The organism is Georgenia sp. H159, from assembly GCF_035607575.1.
Taxonomy (GTDB): Bacteria; Actinomycetota; Actinomycetes; order Actinomycetales; family Actinomycetaceae; genus Oceanitalea.
Genome location: NZ_JAYDZY010000016.1, coordinates 14,948 through 32,338, shown reverse-complemented (window position 1 = coordinate 32,338; position 17,391 = coordinate 14,948). Strand labels below are relative to the sequence as shown.

The following is a 17,391-nucleotide window of genomic DNA, read 5'->3' as shown; positions in this document are numbered from 1 at the left end:
CCCTCCAGCTCGGCGCGACGCGTCTACTCGGCCGCGAGGGCGGCCACGGGCGGGGTGCGCACGGCGCTGCGGGCGGGGAGCACGGATGCTGCCAGGCCGGCGAGCAGCGCGACGACGACGATCGCCGCCAGGTAGACCCACGGCACGGCGAGTGCGAGCTCACCGGACCGGCCCAGCATGACGGCGGTCCCTGCCCAGCCGTACAGCAGCCCCAGGACGGCCCCGATGAGGACGCCGGCCAGGGCGAGGAACACGCCCTCGACCGCCAGCATCCGGCGCAGCTGGCCGCGGGTCAGGCCCATGGCCCGCAGCAGGGCCGACTCGCGGCGCCGTTCGATGACCGACAGCGACAGGGTGTTGGCCACCCCGATGAGGGCGATGACGACCGCGACTGCGAGCAGCCCGACGACGATCGCGAGGAGGGTGTTGATGACCTGCTCGAACACCTCCCGCTGCGCGGCCGGCCCGTCGACGTACGGGGTCTCGTACATGGCCTCCGGGTTGTCGGCCGTGGTGGTGGCCTGCGCCTCGGTGAGCCGGTCGGCGACCGCGGTGATCGTCGCGCCGTGGTCGGCCCCAGACAGGCGCGCCCACAGCTCCGTGACCGGCGCCTCGGGGTCGATCGCCTCGCGCAGGGCGAGCGGGGCGTAGGCCGTGTACCCCGAGCCGAAGAACTCGACCGTGAGCTCGGCGTCGCCCACCGTCACGGTCTCGCCGTCCGTCACGCCGGTGTCCCGGGCCCAGGCGCTGCCGACGAGCAGGGTGCCGGCCTCGAGGCCGTCCAGCAGCGAGCTGTCGAGCATGACGTCCTGTGCGGCCTGGACGTCGACGAGGCTGATGCCCGTCTCCACCGTCCCGGCCGAGGTGTCGACGGTGGCCTGTGCCTCGTGGACCTCGGTGGTCTCGGCGACGTGCTCCGTGCGCTCGACGACGTCGAGCTGGGCGGGCGTGAGCTCACCGGGCCGTTGCGTCTGCGGGTCCCAGGCGCTGGACGTGACGACCAGGTCCACCGGGAACTCGCTGCGGAGGAGGGCGTCGAGGCTCGCCCGGGCGCTGACCGCACCGGTCGACATGAGGGCGACGAGGGTGACACCGATGACGAGAGCCGTCGCGGTCGCGGCGGTCCGCCGCGGGTTGCGGGCGGCGTTGGCCGTCGCGATCCGGGCCGGGGTGCCACCGCCGAGGCGCTGCGCGACCGCACCCAGGGCACGGACGACCGTCGGCACGACGAAGACCATGCCGAGCATGACGCCGGCGAAGGACACGAAGCCGCCGCCGATCCCCAGCGCGAGGCCACCGAGCACCGCCGACTCGTCGTCGATGGCCTGGCTGCCTGCGAGGAACGGGGCCGCCGCGACCATGGTGCCGCCGACGACGAGCAGGAGGAGCGAGGCGACGACGCGCAGGCGGGAGGCACCCCGCGGGTCGGGCGGCTGAGGCGGCCGCAGCGCGGCGAGCGGGGAGACGACGGTGGCCGCGCGGGCGGGGGACATGGCGGCGAGGACCGTGACGAGCGCGCCGGTGAGGACGGGGACGAGCACGGCGGTGGCGGTGATCGTGACGTTCTCCGGGACCGCGAAGGACAGGTCCTGTGCCGCGAGGACCCACAGCGCACCCTGCGCGAGCGCGGTCCCGAGCACGAGGCCGCCGAGGCCCGCGACGACACCGAGGATGAGCGCCTCGGTGAGCACCGAGCGTCGGATCTGGCGCTTGGTGGCCCCGACGGCACGCAGCAGCGCCAGCGTGTGGGTGCGCTGGGCGACGAGCACCTGGAAGGTGTTGGTGATGACGATCGCGGCGACGAACATGGCCAGCGCCCCGAAGGCGAGGACGACGGCGGTGAGGACGTAGGCCTGACCGGTGAGGTCCTGCAGCATCTGCTGGGCGTAGGCCTCGCCAGTGCGGACGTCGGCCGAGGGCAGCACCTGCGACACGGCGTCGGACACGGACTCGGGGGACGCGCCGTCGGCGGCCCGCACGAGCACCTCGTCGAAGGCCAGCTCGCGGCCCGCCTGCTCGACCCAGGCGTCCCGCTGGGACGGGGTGACGAGCGTGCTGACGCCGTCCCCGACGAGCGCCGAGGGGTTCTGCAGCAGACCGACGACGGTGACCTCGTCCTCGAAGAAGGCCTCGCTCTCCTCCTTTCCGGGAGGCGGGGGCAGGTAGACGTCGCCGGAGATCGTCAGCGAGTCACCGATCCCGACCTCCAGCCGCTCGGCGGAGGAGGCACTGAGCGCGACCTCTCCCCGGGCGGTCGGCAGCACGCCCTCCATGACGGTGGCGGCGGACAGGCCCGGCGACCCGACGGACTGGACCCCGGACCAGTCCTGGCGCCCGCCCGCCACGAGCGACCCGGAGATCGAGACCCGTCCGTCGGCGACCGAGACGTCGGGCAGGGCGCGCACCTCGTCGAGCTGCTCGGGGGTGAGGAGGTCCTCGCCGGACCTGACGACGACGTCCGCGTCGCCGATGCCGGCGGTGACCGCGCTGTAGGTGGTGTCACGGATGACGGCGGTGCCCAGCAGCGTGGCGGCGATGAAGGCCGTGCCGAGCATGATCGCCAGCCCGGCCGCGACGAGGCGTCCGGTGCTGCGGCGCATCTGGGTGAGGGTGAGGCGCAGCATCAGACGTTCACCGTGCGCAGCGCGTCGAGGCCGGCGAGGACCGACTCGGGGGTGGGGTTGGCGATCGTGCCGGCGATGCGGCCGTCGGCGAGGAGCACGACGCTGTCGGCGTAGGACGCGGCAGTCGGGTCGTGGGTGACCATGACGACGGTCTGGCCGAGCTCGCGCACGCTCGTGCGGAGGAAGGAGAGCACCTCGGCGCCGGAGCGGGAGTCGAGGTTGCCGGTGGGCTCGTCGGCGAAGACGACCTCGGGACGGGTGATGAGGGCGCGGGCGATCGCCACCCGCTGCTGCTGACCGCCGGACATCTCGCTGGGCCGGTGGGTGAGGCGGTCGCGCAGACCGAGCGTGTCCACCAGGGTGTCGAGCCACGCCTGGTCGGCGGTCTGTCCCGCGAGCTCGCACGGCAGCGTGATGTTCTGCAGTGCCGTGAACATCGGCAGCAGGTTGAAGGACTGGAAGACGAACCCGACCCGCTCCCGGCGCAGAAGCGTGAGCTCGGTGTCACCCAGCGAGGTCAGCTCGGTGTCCCCGAGGACCACCTGCCCACCGGTGGCGGTGTCGAGGCCCGCGAGCAGGTGCATGAGCGTCGACTTGCCCGAACCGGAGGGGCCCATGATCGCGGTGAACTCACCGGCGGTGAAGGCGACGTCGACGCCGCGCAGGGCGTGCACGGCGACGTCGCCGTTGCCGTAGACCTTGCTCAGGCCGCGGGCGTGGACCGCGGACGTTCGGGTCGCGGTGGGGGAAGTGGTCACGGAGGTTCCTTCTGGTCGTTGCGGCGGGGCCGCGTCGTCATGATGCTTCGACGCTACGGACCGGCGACCGGGTGCCGCGTCGTGCCGGGGGACCGTTCCGGTGTCATCCCGTGGTCGTACACGGGGAGGGGGCCGTACGACCCAGCGGGCGCCGGTGCCCGCGTCGGGGCGCTACGCGCCGGGGCTGACGAGGCCGGTCTCGTAGGCGATGACGACGGCCTGGACGCGGTCCCGGGCACCGAGCTTGGACAGCACCCGGCCGACATGGGTCTTGACGGTTGCCTCGGCGACGTAGAGGTCGGCGGCGATCTCGGTGTTGTTCCTGCCACGCGCCATGAGGAGGAGCACTTCGCGCTCACGGTCGGTGAGCGTGTCGAGCACGGCGGGCGGCGCCTTCTGCTCGTCCGGCAGGATCTGGGACAGGTGCTCGATGAGCCGCTTGGTCGAGGACGGTGCGATGACGCCGTCGCCGGCGTGGACCGTGCGGATGGCCGCGAGCATGTCCTCCGGCGGCACGTCCTTGAGGAGGAACCCGCTGGCCCCCGCCTTGATGGCGCGCATGACGTACTCGTCGAGGTCGAAGGTCGTGAGGATGACGACCTTCGCCGTCGATCCCGACCGGGTGAGCTGCTCGGTCGCGGTGAGACCGTCCATGCCGGACATCCGCACGTCCATGAGCACGACGTCGGCCGCGAAGGAGTCGAGCATGCGCAGCGCCTGGGCGCCGTCGGCGGCCTCGGCCACGACCTCCATGTCCGGCTGGGAGTTGATGACGAGCGCGAAGCCGGCACGGACGAGCTGCTGGTCGTCGACCAGGGCGACCCGGATGGGGGTGTCTGCCGGGGAGGTGGTCACGGGGCTCCGTTCTCGGGGGGCTGGGGCCATGATGCCGGAGTGACGGGAGCCGCCGGACCACCGGACGGCACGATGCCGGTGGGGACGTGCGTGCCCGGCAGCGGGATCTCGGCGCGGACGTGGAACCCGCCTCCCGGTTTGGCGGCCGCCTCGAGGGTGCCGGCGAAGAGCCGGACCCGCTCCTGCATCCCGAGCAGGCCGTGGCCGGCACCGTCGCTCGTCGCCGCGGCGCCCCGGCCGGTGTCGTCGACCTGGACGACGATCCGCTGGGGGGCCCACTGGATGAGGACGGTCGCGCTCGCGGACGGGCCACCGTGCTTGAGCACGTTGGTCAGCGCCTCCTGGCAGATCCGGTAGACGGTGAGTCCGAGCCCGGGTGGGAGCGTCCGCGCGGTGCCGACGCGGACGAGGGAGACGTCCAGTCCCGAGGACCGGACCTGGTCGACGAGGGTGTCGAGGTCGGCGTCGATCGGCTGGGGCGTGGTGGTCTCGGGGCTGTCGTCGCTGCCGGGTGCGCGCAGGACGCCGAGGATCTTGCGCATGTCGGCCAACGCGGCGCGGCCGGTCTCGCTGATCGTCGTCAGCGCACGGACCGCGGCGTCGGGGTCCGCCGCGGCGGCGTAGCGTCCACCGTCGGCCTGGGCGATGACGACCGAGAGCGAGTGCGCGACGACGTCGTGCATCTCGCGCGCGATCCGGGAGCGCTCGGCGGCCGTGGCGATCTGTGCCTGCTGGTCGCGCTCGATCTCCAGCCGCTGGGCACGCTCGGCGAGGGTCTCGGTGTGCGCGAGGCGGCTGCGCCGCAGCAGCCCCATCGCCCACACGAACAGGCACAGGACGCTGATGAGGCCACCGATGAAGGTGATGGGGATGAGGTTGTCGAACGAGATCCGGAAGTCGACAGGCCCCCCGCTGGCCAGCCCCGGGCCCGATGACCCGCTGATCCACACGGCCAGCAGCAGCGAGCCGAACATGGCGCTGACGAGGGCGACCCGTCCCGCCCACACCGGTCCGTACACCGTCACCGAGTAGAGCGCGACGAAGATGAGGACGTCGGCGACGATGAGCGGCGAGCCCGAGACGAAGTGGATCAGCGCGGCCGCGTAGACGACGACGGCGGACTCGACCGGGCGGGAGCGCCGCCAGTACAGCGCCGCCGGCATGACGACCGAGGCCACCATCCCGCCGAAGGTGCCGACGGCGCCGCTGGCCGTCGTCGCGCCGAGCACGAATGAGGGCAGGGCCACGAACAGGGCCAGCGCGGTTGCCATGAGCAGGTCGACGACGCGGCTGCTGTCCCGCAGTGCCGGTTCGGACCGCCGCGGGACGCCCGGGACCCCGTCGGCGCCCGGCCAGGGGACGGAGCCGGGCACCCGTGAGGGCGAGGCGCCGGGACCCTGCCACGGTGGGGTTCCGCGGTGCGGCGAGCTCTCGGGGAGCGGCGAGGTGGTGGACGGTCCCTGACCGGGCCACGGCTGCTGCTGGGACGGCAGCGGGGGCGGCGGCGGGTAGGGCCCCCACTGCTGCCCCGCCTGCCGCGCGGACCCGCCGGACGGCTCGGTCATGACGTCATTCCAGGGGCTCGATGAGGTCGGGGGAGTCGACACGGACGTTGCCCACCTTGGGGTCGACCCGGTGGAACTGGAGGCGGGGACGCTCCGGTGCGATCGCGGACAGGGCCTCGTCGGGCGCCGTGACGGCGGGGTCGAGCCACCGCGCGACCGCGGCACGGCGCAGGACGACGGGCTCGCGGTCGTGGATGCCCGCGAGCTGGCTGCGGGCGGGCTGGGTGAGGATGGTGGTCGACAGGACCCAGCGGGAGGGGTCGTCCTCGTCCTTGGCCGGGTCCCGCCAGAACGCGTACAGGCCGGCGAAGGCGAGCGGGGCTGCGTCGGCGCGGTGGATGAAGTGCGGGGTCTTCCCACCGCCCGGCTCCTTGCGCCACTCGTAGTAGCCGTCGGCCGGGACGATGCACCGCCGCGTGCGGAGGGACTTGGCGAAGGCGTTCTTCTCCGCGACGGTCTCGATGCGGGCGTTGATCATCCGGGCACCGATGCGCAGGTCGGTGGCGAAGGCGGGGACCAGCCCCCAGCGGGCGGAGTGCATCTCGCGGCGTGCCGCGCTGTCCGTGCGCTCGAGGACGACCCTCACCTGGTCGGTCGGGGCGACGTTGAAGGAGGGGTGGATCGAGGCCGCCTCCTCGGCGATCTCGGTGACGTCGAAGGCGTCGGCGAGGTCCTGCGCCTGACGGAAGGATGCATATCGGCCGCACATGGCTCCTAGCGTGCCAGGGGGCGGCGACACGGGCGTCCGCCGTGGGGTTGATAGTCGCTCTCCACCCGTGGGTGGACCCGGGCCGGCTGCGCACGACCCGGCACACCCCCGCGTCAGAAGGGTGGCTGGTCGGGGAAGCTCGAGCTTTCGCGTGCCTCCTGGGTGACGCGTCCGCCGCGGTGGCGGCGGTAGGTGTGTCCGCTCGGTGTGGTCCATCGGAAGTCGCCGCCCCCGAGGTGACGCAGCCGGAAGGCACCGCTCGTCTTGACGAGGTGGTCACGGTCGCAGAGGTCGGCGAGGTCGATGAGTGAGGTCGTCCCGGTGCCGCTCCAGGGCTCGACGTGGTCGAGCTGGCAGGTCCGTGCCGGGCTGGAGCACCCGGCCCGCACGCAGGTGCCGTCACGCAGGCGGACGAGCTCGGCGAGCGCGGCGGGCGGGCGGTAGCGGGCGCGGCCGTAGTCCACGACGGTGCCGCTGAGCGGGTCGGTGACGATGCGACGCCACGTGCCCCCGAGCGCGGCGGCGCGCGCGACGGCCGGCGAGATGGGGCCGTACCCCTCGAGCTCCGCCACCTCGGCGGGTTCTCGCTCGAGGAGCTCCAGGAGAGTGTCGTCGTCGGGCAGGGGGACCAGCTCGGCACCGGTCTGGTCCGTCGAGCAGTCCTCCGCCGCGGAGGACGGGCCGCGAACCGTGGCAGGCAGTCCCAGCTGGTGCGCGACGTCCGGCGGGAGGAGCACGGCCAGAGGCACGGTGACCCGGACCTGCGTGCGCCGCCCCCCGATCCGGCCGATGGGCATGCAGCGGCCGTGCGGGAGGAGTGGGGCGCCGCCGTCCGGCGGTCCGACCCCGGTGTCCGGGGGCGCCGTCCCGTCCGGGACCCTGGAGCCATGTCCCTCGTTCCCGGTGGTGGGTCCGCCGGGCCTGCCGTCCTGTTGGGCGGCGCCGGGGGGCGCCGCGCTCCGCCTCGGCGGCTGCTCGGCGCCCACGGCGGCCGGGTCGGTGGAGGGCGGCTGCTCGCCACCTGCGGCGGCCGGCGCGGCGCAGGTGGACTGGGACGCCTCGGCGTGCGACCGGTCCGCTGGGGACGGCGCGGCAGCCCCGTCGTCGCCGTCGGGGGCGGGCGGTGCGACGGTGCGGGAGGGGTTCGGCGGCAGTCCGACGTACCCGTTCTCGAGCGCGGCATGGCCCATGAGGGCGAGCGTGTCGGCCCGGAGCTGGTCCACGGTGCGGCGGTCACCGTTGGCGCGGGCCGTGCGAGTAGCGGCCTCCAGCGCGAGGTCGAGAGCGACGGCGTCGGTGGCCGGGAGGATTGCCAGCATCGAGGCCATGCCGTCCGGGAGCTGACGAGGGTGGTCGACCCGTCGCTTGGCGCGTGCCTGGGCGTGGAACCGGTCCGCGTGCCCGTGGCTGACGGCGATCACCGCCTTCCTGATCGCCGTCACCAGCTGGGAGTGGGTCTGGAGCCCGGCGTCGTCGAGGACGGCGTCCTGGACGAGGACGGCGATCTCGTCCGGGTAGTCCTCGAGCATCGAGACGAGGGTCGACGCCTTCTGCACGTCGATCTGTCCCGTCGCCAGGAAATGGCCCGTGAGTGCGAAGGTGCTCGCGAAGCCGCGGGCGTTGCGCACGATCCGCCGACAGGCGAAGCGGGACAGCCCCAGGCGTGGCGCGAGCTCGTCCGCGGCCATGTTCCCGGCGTCGACGTGGTCGGGGAGCGCGCCGCGGCCGGAGAGCATGGGACGCCGTGCCAGGACACCGGCGACATGGGTCAGCCTGGCGTTGGCCCAGGCGGCGAGGCGCTGGTAGGCGGCGGCCATCTCCACCAGGTAGTACTCGTCCACCTCGGTGGTGTCGACCTCCTCGAGCTCGGCGGCGAGCTGGGCGTCCGGCGCCATCGCGGCCAGCGCCTCCGGGGACAGACCCGGCCGGGCGACGAAGTCGGACGCGTCGGGCGGGGCCGCTCCCGCGAGCCCGGCGGGTGGCGGGACGTCGTCCACCAGCGCCTCGAGAGCGTCGACGAAGCGGAGGAGCTCCTCGCGGGCGGCGTCGTCGAGCGTGAGCGGGTCGGGGTCGTGGAGCCAGGCGGAGTCGGGGTCGGCGTCGTGGTCGTCGATGACGCTCATCGTCCGCACCTCCACGGATGGCTGCTGTGCCGGTCTGCTCCAAGGCTAAGTGGGACCACTGACATCGCCCCGAGCGCAACGCACGGCTCGGCCTTGACCCTGACACGCTGGCAAGGTCTTCACTGTCACGTGGAGGTGGTCGCCATGGACACGACGCGACACGACAGCAGCACCCGGCCGGCCGACGCGCTGGCGCACCCCGTGGCCTCGACGCGCCTGCGTGCCGCACTCGCCGCGGGGACGCGACCCGACCCCGCGCTGATCGACGTCCTGCTCGACCGCTGCCGCGTCGAGCCGGACTTCTTCGTGCGCGACATGCTCACCTGGGCGCTCACGAGGCACCCGGCGTCGACGACGGTGCCACGGCTCCTCGCCGAGGTGGGTTCGAACCACGCGCAGGCCCGCAGCCAGGCGCTGCACACCCTGTCGAAGGTCAAGGCCCGGACGGCGTGGCCGGCGGTCCGGGCAGCACTGCACGACACCGACGACGGGGTCGCGCGCAGCGCCTGGCGTGCCGCCGTCGTGCTGGTGCCGCCGGAGCAGGAGGCGGGGCTGGCCGTGGAGCTGACACGCGAGCTCGGTCGCGGCGACCGGGACAGCTGGCTGAGCCTCAGCCGCGCTCTCGTCGCACTGGGTGACGCCGCCCGCGCACCGCTCGAGGCGGCGTCGGACAGCACCGACCCGCGGGTGCAGGAGCACGCGGTCGCCACCGAGGAGCTGCGACGCGACCCGGACGGCGGGTTCGCCCTCGCCGAGGCGGCCCGCGTGGTCCTCACCTCGGCAGCGCCCACGATCCGGGACGAGCCGTGCTGATCGGTGAGGTCGCGCGACGCTCCGGCGTCAGCGCCCGGATGCTGCGGCACTACGAGCTCCAGGGGCTGGTGCGGCCGACCGGTCGGACGGCGGGCGGCTACCGCGAGTACTCGGAGGAGGACATCCACCGGATCTTCCACGTCGAGAGCCTCCGCGCGCTGGGTCTGTCCCTGGCCGAGGTACGACAGGCCCTCGAGGACCCCGACGTCACACCCGCGGCGGTGATCGGTGACCTCATCGAGCAGACCAGTCGGCGGCTGGCACGGGAGCGGGAGCTGCTCGGCCGCCTGCACGGGCTGGCCGCAGCCGGGCCCGCGAGCTGGGACGAGGCGTTGCGGATCGTCGCCCTCCTGCGCGGCCTGGGCGCGGAGCAGCCGGCGCTCCGGCAGCGAGCCGTCCTGGGGGCGGAGCTCGCCGCGGCGCTCCCACCCGGGGTGCTGGCCGAGGCGCTGCTCGCCGAGCCGGACCCCAACGCCGCGGGGGCGATGCGGTGGGCGCTGGCGAGGGCGGGCCACCCGGCCGACCTCGCCGTCGGGCTGGCCTCGCCCTCGGTCGAGGTGCGTCGGCGTGCCGTCACCGCGATCGCTGCGGTGGCGGGCGAGGACGCCACGTCCCTGCTCCACCGTGCGCTGAGTGACCCCGACGACCGCACCAGGTACCGGGCGGCCCTGGCGCTCGCAGCACGGGGTCGGCACGCGGCCGTCCCGGTGCTCGTCGGGATGGTCGCCGCGGGGTGCAACGACGTCGAGGCGGCTGAGTCCCTCGGACACCTGGCGACCACGGAGGAGCTCGCCGAGGAGGTCGTCGCAGCGCTCCTCGAGGAGGTCGGCGACGACGCCGAGCCGGAGGTACGTCGTCGTCTCGCCCAGGCCCTCGCCGAGATTCCCGGCGCGGCTGCCGCCCCCGTCCTCGAGGACCTCGCCGGCGACGAGGACCGCGCCGTCGCCCTCACCGCCCGCGCGGTCCTCGCGCGCCGGGAAACCGGCACGAGCTGACGTGGCGGGTGTGCCCGTGTCGGTGGTGCCAGGCATGATTCGGGTCGTGAGCACCACGAGTCACGACGACGCAGCCACCGGTCTCCCCACGAGTGCGCCCGCGCGGGACGCGGGACACGCCCCGCCCGAGGCCCGGGAGCGCTGGACGGACCTCGCCGAGCAGGTCGAGTCGGCGCAGTTCGCCTACTACGTCCGTGACGCGCCCACGATCTCCGACGCCGAGTTCGACGCCATGTTCCGCGAGCTGGAGGAGCTCGAGGAGCAGCACCCGGACCTCCGCACCCCGGACTCGCCCACCCAGCGCGTCGGAGGCACCTACTCGACCGAGTTCGACACCGTCGAGCACCGCCAGCAGATGATGAGCCTCGAGGACGTCTTCTCCCTCGAGGAGCTCGCCGAGTGGGTGGCCCGCGTCCAGGCGGAGATCGGCCGCACCGACGTGGCCTTCACCGCTGAGCTGAAGATCGACGGGCTTGCCGTCAACCTCAGCTACGAGGACGGACGCCTGGTCCGCGCGGCCACCAGGGGCGACGGCCGGGTGGGGGAGGACGTCACCCTCAACGTGCGCACGATCGACTCCGTGCCTGCCACCCTCGCCGGCAGCGACCACCCGGCCCTCATCGAGGTCCGCGGGGAGGTGTTCTTCCCGGTCGCCGCATTCGAGGAGCTCAACGCCTCCCTCGTCGCCGCCGGCAAGGCGCCCTTCGCGAACCCGCGCAACTCCGCGGCCGGCTCACTGCGGCAGAAGGACCCGCGCGTCACCGCGGCTCGCAGGCTGGACATGATCGCCCACGGCGTGGGAGCGGTCGACTGGGGTGCCGTCCCCGCCGCGGACCGGCCCACCACCCAGCACGGCATGTACGAGCGGCTCGCGGCCTGGGGCCTGCCTGTCTCGTCCGAGACCCGCCGTGTCAGCAGCCGTGCGGAGCTCGAGGAGCTCATCGCCTACCAGGGTGAGCACCGGCACGACGGTGTACACGAGATCGACGGGATCGTCGTGAAGGTCGACGACCTTTCCCTCCAGCGCCAGCTCGGTGCGACGTCCCGGGTGCCGCGCTGGGCGGTGGCCTACAAGTACCCGCCGGAGGAGGTCACCACCAAGCTGCTGGACATCCGCGTCAACGTCGGGCGCACCGGGCGCGTGACGCCCTACGGCGTCATGGAGCCCGTCGTCGTGGCCGGCTCGACCGTCGCCATGGCCACCCTCCACAACGCGAACGAGGTGAGGCGCAAGGGCGTGCGGATCGGGGACACCGTCGTGCTCCGCAAGGCGGGGGACGTCATCCCGGAGATCGTCGCGCCCGTCGTCGGCCTCCGTGACGGCAGCGAGCGCGAGTTCGTCATGCCCGCCGACTGCCCCTCGTGCGGCACGCCGCTGGCCCCCGCCAAGGAGTCCGACGTCGACCTGCGCTGCCCCAACGCCCAGCACTGCCCGGCCCAGCTGTCGGCGCGCGTGGAGTTCATCGCCTCGCGCGGCGCCCTGGACATCGAGGCGCTGGGCGAGGAGGCGGCCCTGGCCCTGACGAACCCCGACGCCCGTCGGCAGTCGGCGCTGGACGCCCTCGCGGCGGGTGGCGTGATCGAGACGGAGGAGGGCACCGTCGAGCTGGCCGAGGGCCAGCATCTTCCCGACGACGAGGACGCGCTGGCTGCGCTCGGCGTCCCGCGCCCGCAGCGCCCCGTCCTCACCTCGGAGGCAGGGCTCTTCGACCTCACCGTCGACGACCTCGCCGACGTGCGGACCTGGTACGAGATCCGCAAGGACGGCGAGCCCACCGGCAGGTGGGCGTTGCGTCGCTACTTCTGGACCGAGGACAAGCACCACCCCGCCACCCGCACGCGGGAGGCCCGCACCGAGCCCGGTGGCCCCAAGGCCAACACGGTGCGCATGATCGAGGAGCTGGAGAAGGCCAAGTCGCAGCCGCTGTGGAGGGTGCTCGTCGCCCTGTCGATCCGGCACGTGGGACCGACGGCTGCTCGTGCCCTGGCCACGGAGCTCGGCTCCGTCGAGGAGATCCGCTCCGCAACCGTCGAGAGACTCGCGGCCGTCGACGGTGTGGGTCCCACGATCGCCGAGGCGGTGAAGGACTGGTTCGCCGAGCCGGAGGCGGGCGACGAGCCGAACTGGCACCTCGACGTCGTCTCCGCGTGGGAGCGCGCGTGGGAGCGCTCGGGCCGCCGACTGGCCGACGAGCGCGACGAGTCCGTCCCCCGCACGCTCGAGGGCATGACGGTCGTCGTCACCGGCTCGCTGGAGAACTTCTCCCGCGACAGCGCCAAGGAGGCGATCATCGCCCGGGGCGGCAAGGCCTCCGGCTCGGTGTCGAAGAAGACCGACTTCGTCGTCGTCGGCGAGAACGCCGGCAGCAAGGAGGACAAGGCCCGCGAGCTCGGCCGCCCCATCCTCGACGAGGCAGGCTTCGAGGCGCTCCTCGCCGGCGGCCGGGAGGCCGTCACCCCCGACGGCGGTGCCGAGTGACCGCGCCCGCCTCCACGGTCGCCGTGCGCACCGTCGACCCCGCCGACGCCGGGGACCTGGGCCGTGTCCTGGCCGAGGCGTACGTCGCGGGGGACGTGCTGGACCCCGGGGACCGGTACGTCGGGCAGCTGCGTGACGTCGCCGGACGGCTGCCCCACGTCGTCGCCGTCCTCGCCGCCTACGACGACGCGGAGGTCCTCGGCGGCCTCACCCTCGTCGAGGCCGGCACACCCGAGGCGGAGGTGGCGGTCGCGGGCGAGCTGGAGATCCGCATGCTCGCCGTCGCGCCGCAGCACCAGGGGCGCAAGGTGTCCCTGGCACTCCTCGCCGCCGCCGAGGAGGTGGGACGAGCCGGCGGCTACGACGCGCTCGTCCTGTCCTCCCTGCCCGCCATGTCCGCGGCGCACCGGGTCTACCAGCGCTACGGCTTCGACCGGGTCGTCGAGCGGGACTGGGTGGCCGACTGGGACCCCCAGGCCCTCGCCGACGGCACCGCCCCCACCCTCAGCGTCTACCGCCTGCCCCTCAAGGAGACCTCGTGACGAGCTTCGGTCTGTCCGCCTACTTCCGCCACCTCGAGGTCGCCGAGCAGGTGTGCGCCAGCGCCCGCGAGGACGGCTTCACCGTGCTCTTCGGCTCCCTGCACGTGCCCGAGGAGCCCGAGGGCGACTTCCGGGCACGCATGCAGCGCGTCGGCGCGCTGGCCCAGGACTCCGGGCTCGGGCTGGTCGTCGACATCTCCGGGCCCTCGCTCGCGGCCGTCGGGCTCGACGTCTCGACGGCGGGGACCATGCGCGAGTGGGGCGTGACCGCCCTGCGCGTGGACTACGGGATCAGCGACGAGGACATCGTCGCGCTGTCCCGGTCCGTCCCGGTCTGGTTCAACGCCTCCACCGCGACCCCCGGCGACTTCGAACGGCTCGTCGGCATGGGCATGAGCACCGAGGGCATCGGCATCTCGCACAACTTCTACCCCAAGCCCTGGACCGGCCTGTCGGACGAGTTCCTCGCCGAGCAGACCGCGATGTTCCACGGGATGGGTCTTACGGTCCAGGCGTGGGTGCCCGGCGACGGGGTGCGCCGCATCCCGCTCGGCTTCGGGCTGCCCACCCTCGAGCGCCACCGCGACCTCCACCCGGTCGCGGCAGCGATCGACCTGCGCCGCCTCGGCGTCGACGACGTGTTCATCGGCGACCCGTCGCTGTCCGAGCGCACCCGTCGGGCCTGGCGGACGTGGGCGCTGGAGGACGTCGTCGAGCTCGAGGTCGAGCTCACGGCGCCCGTGCCGGAAGCCGTCGCCCACCGGCTCGCGGTCACCGACCGCAACCGCACCGACGACGCCGCCGCGATGGTCCGCCTGGAAGGGGCACGCGGTGCGCTCGCCGACGTCGCGGTCCCGCCGGTGGCCACCGTGGGACGGGCCCTCGGCTCGGTGACCGTCGACAACGACGCCGCGGGCCGCTACAAGGGCGAGATCGCCGTCCAGCGGCGGGACCTGCCGGCGGACGCGACCGTCAACGTCGTCGGGCACGTCGTCGCCGAGGACCGCGACCTGCTCGACCGCATCGGCCCGGGCCAGCGTGTCCGGCTGCGCCTGCGCTGACGGTCCTCAGACCGTCACGACCACCTGGACCAGCAGGATCTTGACGATGATCCCGAGCGCGAACATCGACGCGTAGCCCGAGTCCACCCGCACGTCGGTCATCCGGTTGCCCACGTAGGCGAGGATCGCCGGCTGCCCGACGAAGCCCGCCAGTGCCCCCGCCGTCCGGGCGGTGCTCTGCCCCAGCAGACGCGAGGCCCCCACGAAGGCGACCGCGGCCAGCGCCACCACCGCTGCTCCGACGAGCACCACCCGCAGCCCGAGCGGCGTGAACGCCTGCGCGGCGAACGCCTGCCCGGAGGCGAGACCCGTCGCGCCGAGGAAGAGCAGCAGCCCGAGCTGCCGGAGGGTGAGGTTCGCCGAGACGGGCAGCGTCCACACGACCGGTCCGGTCCGGTCGACCCGGCCGAGCGCCATCCCGACGACGAGCGGCCCGGCGGCCGACCCCAGCGCGAACGCCACGCCGCCGGGCAGCGGCACGGTGACGAGGCCGAGGAGCAGGCCGGCGGCGATGCCCGTCCCGAGCGACAGCGGGTCGATCTCGCTCACCTTCCGCTCGGAGTCGCCGAACAGCTCGGAGAGCTCGGTGAGGCGCCCGCGCGGGAAGACCACCCGGACACGGTCGCCGAGCTGGAGGACGAGGTCCTCGTGGGCGAGGACGTCGGTGTCGCCGCGGCGGATGCGGGTGACGACCCCGTGGAAGCGGCCCGGCACGTCGAGCTCACGGACGGTCCGCCCGGCCAGCGCCGGGTTCGACACGATGAACCGGCGGAAGTGCACCACCGAGCGGTCGTGCGCGAGGTGGCGGTGGACCCGGCGCCCGAGGTGCTCCACCGCGCGTTCGACCGCCTCGCGGCCCCCGACGACGACGACCCGGTCCCCGACCTCGAGGTGCTCGTCGGCGTCGACGACGCGGGTGCGCCCGTCGCGTTCGAGGTAGGACAGGCGGACCGTGCCGTCGACGTACCCGGGGATGTCGTGCATCGGCCCGGGTCGCTCGACCTGCGCGCTGACGTCGACGAGCTCGATCCCGGCCGCCGGCTCGGGGTCGCGTGGCGAGGGCCAGGGCCGGGAGATGACGACGGCGACGACGACGATGGTGAGGATGACGCCCATCGGGTAGGCCAGCGAGTAGCCGACGGCGGGCTCCCCGCTGCCGGCCGCTGTCGTCGCGGCGGCGAGGGCGGGGGTGGACGTGAGCGCGCCCGCGTAGGCACCGCCGGCCATCGCCGGAGGGATGCCCGCCCAGCGGGCGCCGAGCACCGCGGCCCCGGCGACGAGGCCGAGGACGCCCACGGACACCGCCATGAGCGGCAGCTGGCTGCGCAGGTCGCGGAAGAAGCTGTGGCCGGCCGACAGCCCGACGGTGTAGACGAACAGCGCCAGCCCCAGGCTCTGGATGAGTCCTAGACCCTCTCCGAGGCGTGGGTCGAGTGCGCCGACGGCCAGACCGATGAACAGGGCGCCCGCGGCGCCGAAGCGCACCGGTCCGAAGGGCACCGCCCCGAGCAGCGTGCCGACGGCGACGACGAGCAGCAGCGTGAGCAGGGGCGCCGCGGCGAGGAGGTCGAGCACGGCGGTCCTCAGAACAGCCAGCGCAGCGGGTGGAGCAGCTCCTCGCCGACCCGCGCGAGGAACGGGCGCCGCTCCCACTCCTCGATCGTGAGGCGGCGGGCGTTGGTGAGGTCGGTCGCGAAGATGTCCTCCATCTGGGCGGCGAGGTCCTTGTCGTGGATCTCCACGTTGATCTCGAAGTTGCCGAGCATCGACATGCGGTCGATGTTCGTCGTCCCGATGGTCGTCCAGCGTCCGTCGACGGTCGCGGTCTTCGCGTGGACCATCGCGCCCTGGTAGAGCCAGATCCGCACCCCGCCGCGGAGCAGCCGGTCGTAGAAGGACCGGGCCACCCAGTCGGACAGGACGTGGTTGGACACCTCGGGGATGAGGACGGACACGTCCACTCCGCGCCGTGCCGCGCTGAGCATCGAGTCGAGGAACTCGGGGTCCGGGATGAAGTAGCCCTGCGTGAGGTAGACGTGCTGCCGCGCCCGGTCCATCGCGTTGATGTAGGCGCCCCGTACCGGGAAGAGCAGCGCGGAGGGTGAGTTGCGCGCGGCCCGGATGCGCGAGTCCCACGACATGGCGCCGCGGTCCTCGAGCTCGGGGTGGTGGGGGCGCCGGTGGTCGTTCCAGAAGTCGACGAAGGCGTTGTCCAGCTCCCAGACGGCCGGGCCCGAGATCCGCAGGTGGGTGTCGCGCCACTGCGTCGCGTAGAGCTCGCCGACGTTGTACCCGCCCACGAAGCCCAGCTCGCCGTCGACGACGAGGATCTTGCGGTGGTCGCGGCCCACCTTGCGCATGTTGAGGGTGAGGATGCCCGGCCGCCACAGCGGGAACTTCAGCGTGTGGACCGTGTCGGGGAAGGTCTTGAAGGACCGTGGCACGACGAGGTTGCCGAACGAGTCGAAGACGACGAACACCTCGACACCGCGCTCGGCGGCCGCGAGCAGCTCCCGCTTGAACTCCTGGCCGACGGCGTCGTCCTTCCAGATGAAGGTCTCGAAGAAGATGTACTCGCGCGCGCCGCGGATCGCCTCCAGCATCGCCGAGTACAGGTCCTCGCCGTAGGTGTAGACCGTGAGCTCGGAGTCCGCGACGCCCACTGCTGCCGGCTCGGTCCGGGGGAAGTCACCCCCGGGAGGCTCGCGGCGCTTGCGCAGGGAGTCCACTCCCCAGACGGTGGCGGCAGCGGCCAGCTGGGCGCCGGCCAGGCCGAGGACCCCCCACGTCACCACGGTCCGCACCCGGGGACGTAACCAGCGTCGGACCGTGCTCAGCGTCATGCCCCCAACTTAGAGGAGCGGTGC

13 protein-coding genes are annotated in these 17,391 nt (G+C 73.5%); 5 read left to right on the top strand and 8 right to left on the bottom strand.

From position 1 onward, the window contains the following. Positions 1-23: 23 nt before the first annotated feature. The 6 genes from VR894_RS17495 to VR894_RS17470 form a co-directional block, all read right to left on the bottom strand. A complete protein-coding gene (locus VR894_RS17495) occupies positions 24-2,624 on the bottom strand; it encodes an ABC transporter permease (protein WP_324653614.1) in 2,601 nt (866 codons plus the stop codon). Beyond that, a complete protein-coding gene (locus VR894_RS17490; protein WP_324653613.1) occupies positions 2,624-3,382 on the bottom strand; it encodes an ABC transporter ATP-binding protein in 759 nt (252 codons plus the stop codon). Before VR894_RS17490 ends, VR894_RS17495 begins: the two co-directional genes overlap by 1 nt. Positions 3,383-3,553: 171 nt before the next feature. Then, entirely contained in the window at positions 3,554-4,267 is a 714-nt protein-coding gene (locus VR894_RS17485) for a response regulator transcription factor (RefSeq protein ID WP_324653610.1), read from the bottom strand. Continuing rightward, positions 4,234-5,802, bottom strand: a complete 1,569-nt coding sequence (locus tag VR894_RS17480; RefSeq protein WP_324653608.1) for a sensor histidine kinase — start codon at positions 5,800-5,802, stop codon at positions 4,234-4,236. The genes VR894_RS17485 and VR894_RS17480 overlap by 34 nt, the downstream gene beginning before the upstream one ends. A gap of 4 nt (positions 5,803-5,806) precedes the next feature. Then, positions 5,807-6,511, bottom strand: a complete 705-nt coding sequence (locus VR894_RS17475; protein ID WP_324653606.1) for an SOS response-associated peptidase — start codon at positions 6,509-6,511, stop codon at positions 5,807-5,809. Positions 6,512-6,624: 113 nt separating this feature from the next. Beyond that, positions 6,625-8,634 carry a DUF222 domain-containing protein gene (locus VR894_RS17470; RefSeq protein WP_324653604.1) on the bottom strand — a complete coding sequence of 670 codons (2,010 nt, stop codon included), beginning with the start codon at positions 8,632-8,634 and terminating at the stop codon, positions 6,625-6,627. Positions 8,635-8,778: 144 nt separating this feature from the next. On the opposite strand from VR894_RS17470, the gene VR894_RS17465 reads away from it, so the two are divergent. The 5 genes from VR894_RS17465 to VR894_RS17445 are packed head-to-tail and all read left to right on the top strand — an operon-like array spanning position 8,779 to position 14,524. Beyond that, positions 8,779-9,447 carry a HEAT repeat domain-containing protein gene (locus tag VR894_RS17465; protein WP_324653602.1) on the top strand — a complete coding sequence of 223 codons (669 nt, stop codon included), beginning with the start codon at positions 8,779-8,781 and terminating at the stop codon, positions 9,445-9,447. After that, positions 9,441-10,442, top strand: a complete 1,002-nt coding sequence (locus VR894_RS17460; RefSeq protein WP_324653601.1) for a HEAT repeat domain-containing protein — start codon at positions 9,441-9,443, stop codon at positions 10,440-10,442. The genes VR894_RS17465 and VR894_RS17460 overlap by 7 nt, the downstream gene beginning before the upstream one ends. A gap of 34 nt (positions 10,443-10,476) precedes the next feature. Next, positions 10,477-12,921 carry an NAD-dependent DNA ligase LigA gene (gene ligA / locus VR894_RS17455; protein WP_416380867.1) on the top strand — a complete coding sequence of 815 codons (2,445 nt, stop codon included), beginning with the start codon at positions 10,477-10,479 and terminating at the stop codon, positions 12,919-12,921. Beyond that, complete coding sequence (locus VR894_RS17450) at positions 12,918-13,463, top strand: GNAT family N-acetyltransferase (protein WP_324653598.1); 546 nt, start codon at positions 12,918-12,920, stop codon at positions 13,461-13,463. Before ligA ends, VR894_RS17450 begins: the two co-directional genes overlap by 4 nt. Continuing rightward, complete coding sequence (locus tag VR894_RS17445) at positions 13,460-14,524, top strand: MupG family TIM beta-alpha barrel fold protein (protein WP_324653596.1); 1,065 nt, start codon at positions 13,460-13,462, stop codon at positions 14,522-14,524. Before VR894_RS17450 ends, VR894_RS17445 begins: the two co-directional genes overlap by 4 nt. 6 nt (positions 14,525-14,530) lie before the next feature. On the opposite strand, the gene VR894_RS17440 is transcribed toward VR894_RS17445, so the two are convergent. Both VR894_RS17440 and VR894_RS17435 read right to left on the bottom strand, forming a co-directional pair. Continuing rightward, complete coding sequence (locus VR894_RS17440) at positions 14,531-16,099, bottom strand: TrkA C-terminal domain-containing protein (RefSeq protein ID WP_324653594.1); 1,569 nt, start codon at positions 16,097-16,099, stop codon at positions 14,531-14,533. Between the two features lie 8 nt (positions 16,100-16,107). After that, positions 16,108-17,367, bottom strand: a complete 1,260-nt coding sequence (locus VR894_RS17435; RefSeq protein ID WP_324653593.1) for a phosphatidylserine/phosphatidylglycerophosphate/cardiolipin synthase family protein — start codon at positions 17,365-17,367, stop codon at positions 16,108-16,110. Between the last annotated feature and the right edge of the window lie 24 nt (positions 17,368-17,391).

What these genes read in the sequence shown, in the direction of transcription:
- VR894_RS17495 (WP_324653614.1), bottom strand. Translation starts at nt 2,624, where the DNA reads ATGCTGCGCCTCACCCTCACCCAGATGCGCCGCAGCACCGGACGCCTC.
- VR894_RS17485 (WP_324653610.1), bottom strand. Translation starts at nt 4,267, where the DNA reads ATGGCCCCAGCCCCCCGAGAACGGAGCCCCGTGACCACCTCCCCGGCA.
- VR894_RS17480 (WP_324653608.1), bottom strand. Translation starts at nt 5,802, where the DNA reads ATGACCGAGCCGTCCGGCGGGTCCGCGCGGCAGGCGGGGCAGCAGTGG.
- VR894_RS17475 (WP_324653606.1), bottom strand. Translation starts at nt 6,511, where the DNA reads ATGTGCGGCCGATATGCATCCTTCCGTCAGGCGCAGGACCTCGCCGAC.
- VR894_RS17470 (WP_324653604.1), bottom strand. Translation starts at nt 8,634, where the DNA reads ATGAGCGTCATCGACGACCACGACGCCGACCCCGACTCCGCCTGGCTC.
- VR894_RS17465 (WP_324653602.1), top strand. Translation starts at nt 8,779, where the DNA reads ATGGACACGACGCGACACGACAGCAGCACCCGGCCGGCCGACGCGCTG.
- ligA (WP_416380867.1), top strand. Translation starts at nt 10,477, where the DNA reads ATGATTCGGGTCGTGAGCACCACGAGTCACGACGACGCAGCCACCGGT.
- VR894_RS17435 (WP_324653593.1), bottom strand. Translation starts at nt 17,367, where the DNA reads ATGACGCTGAGCACGGTCCGACGCTGGTTACGTCCCCGGGTGCGGACC.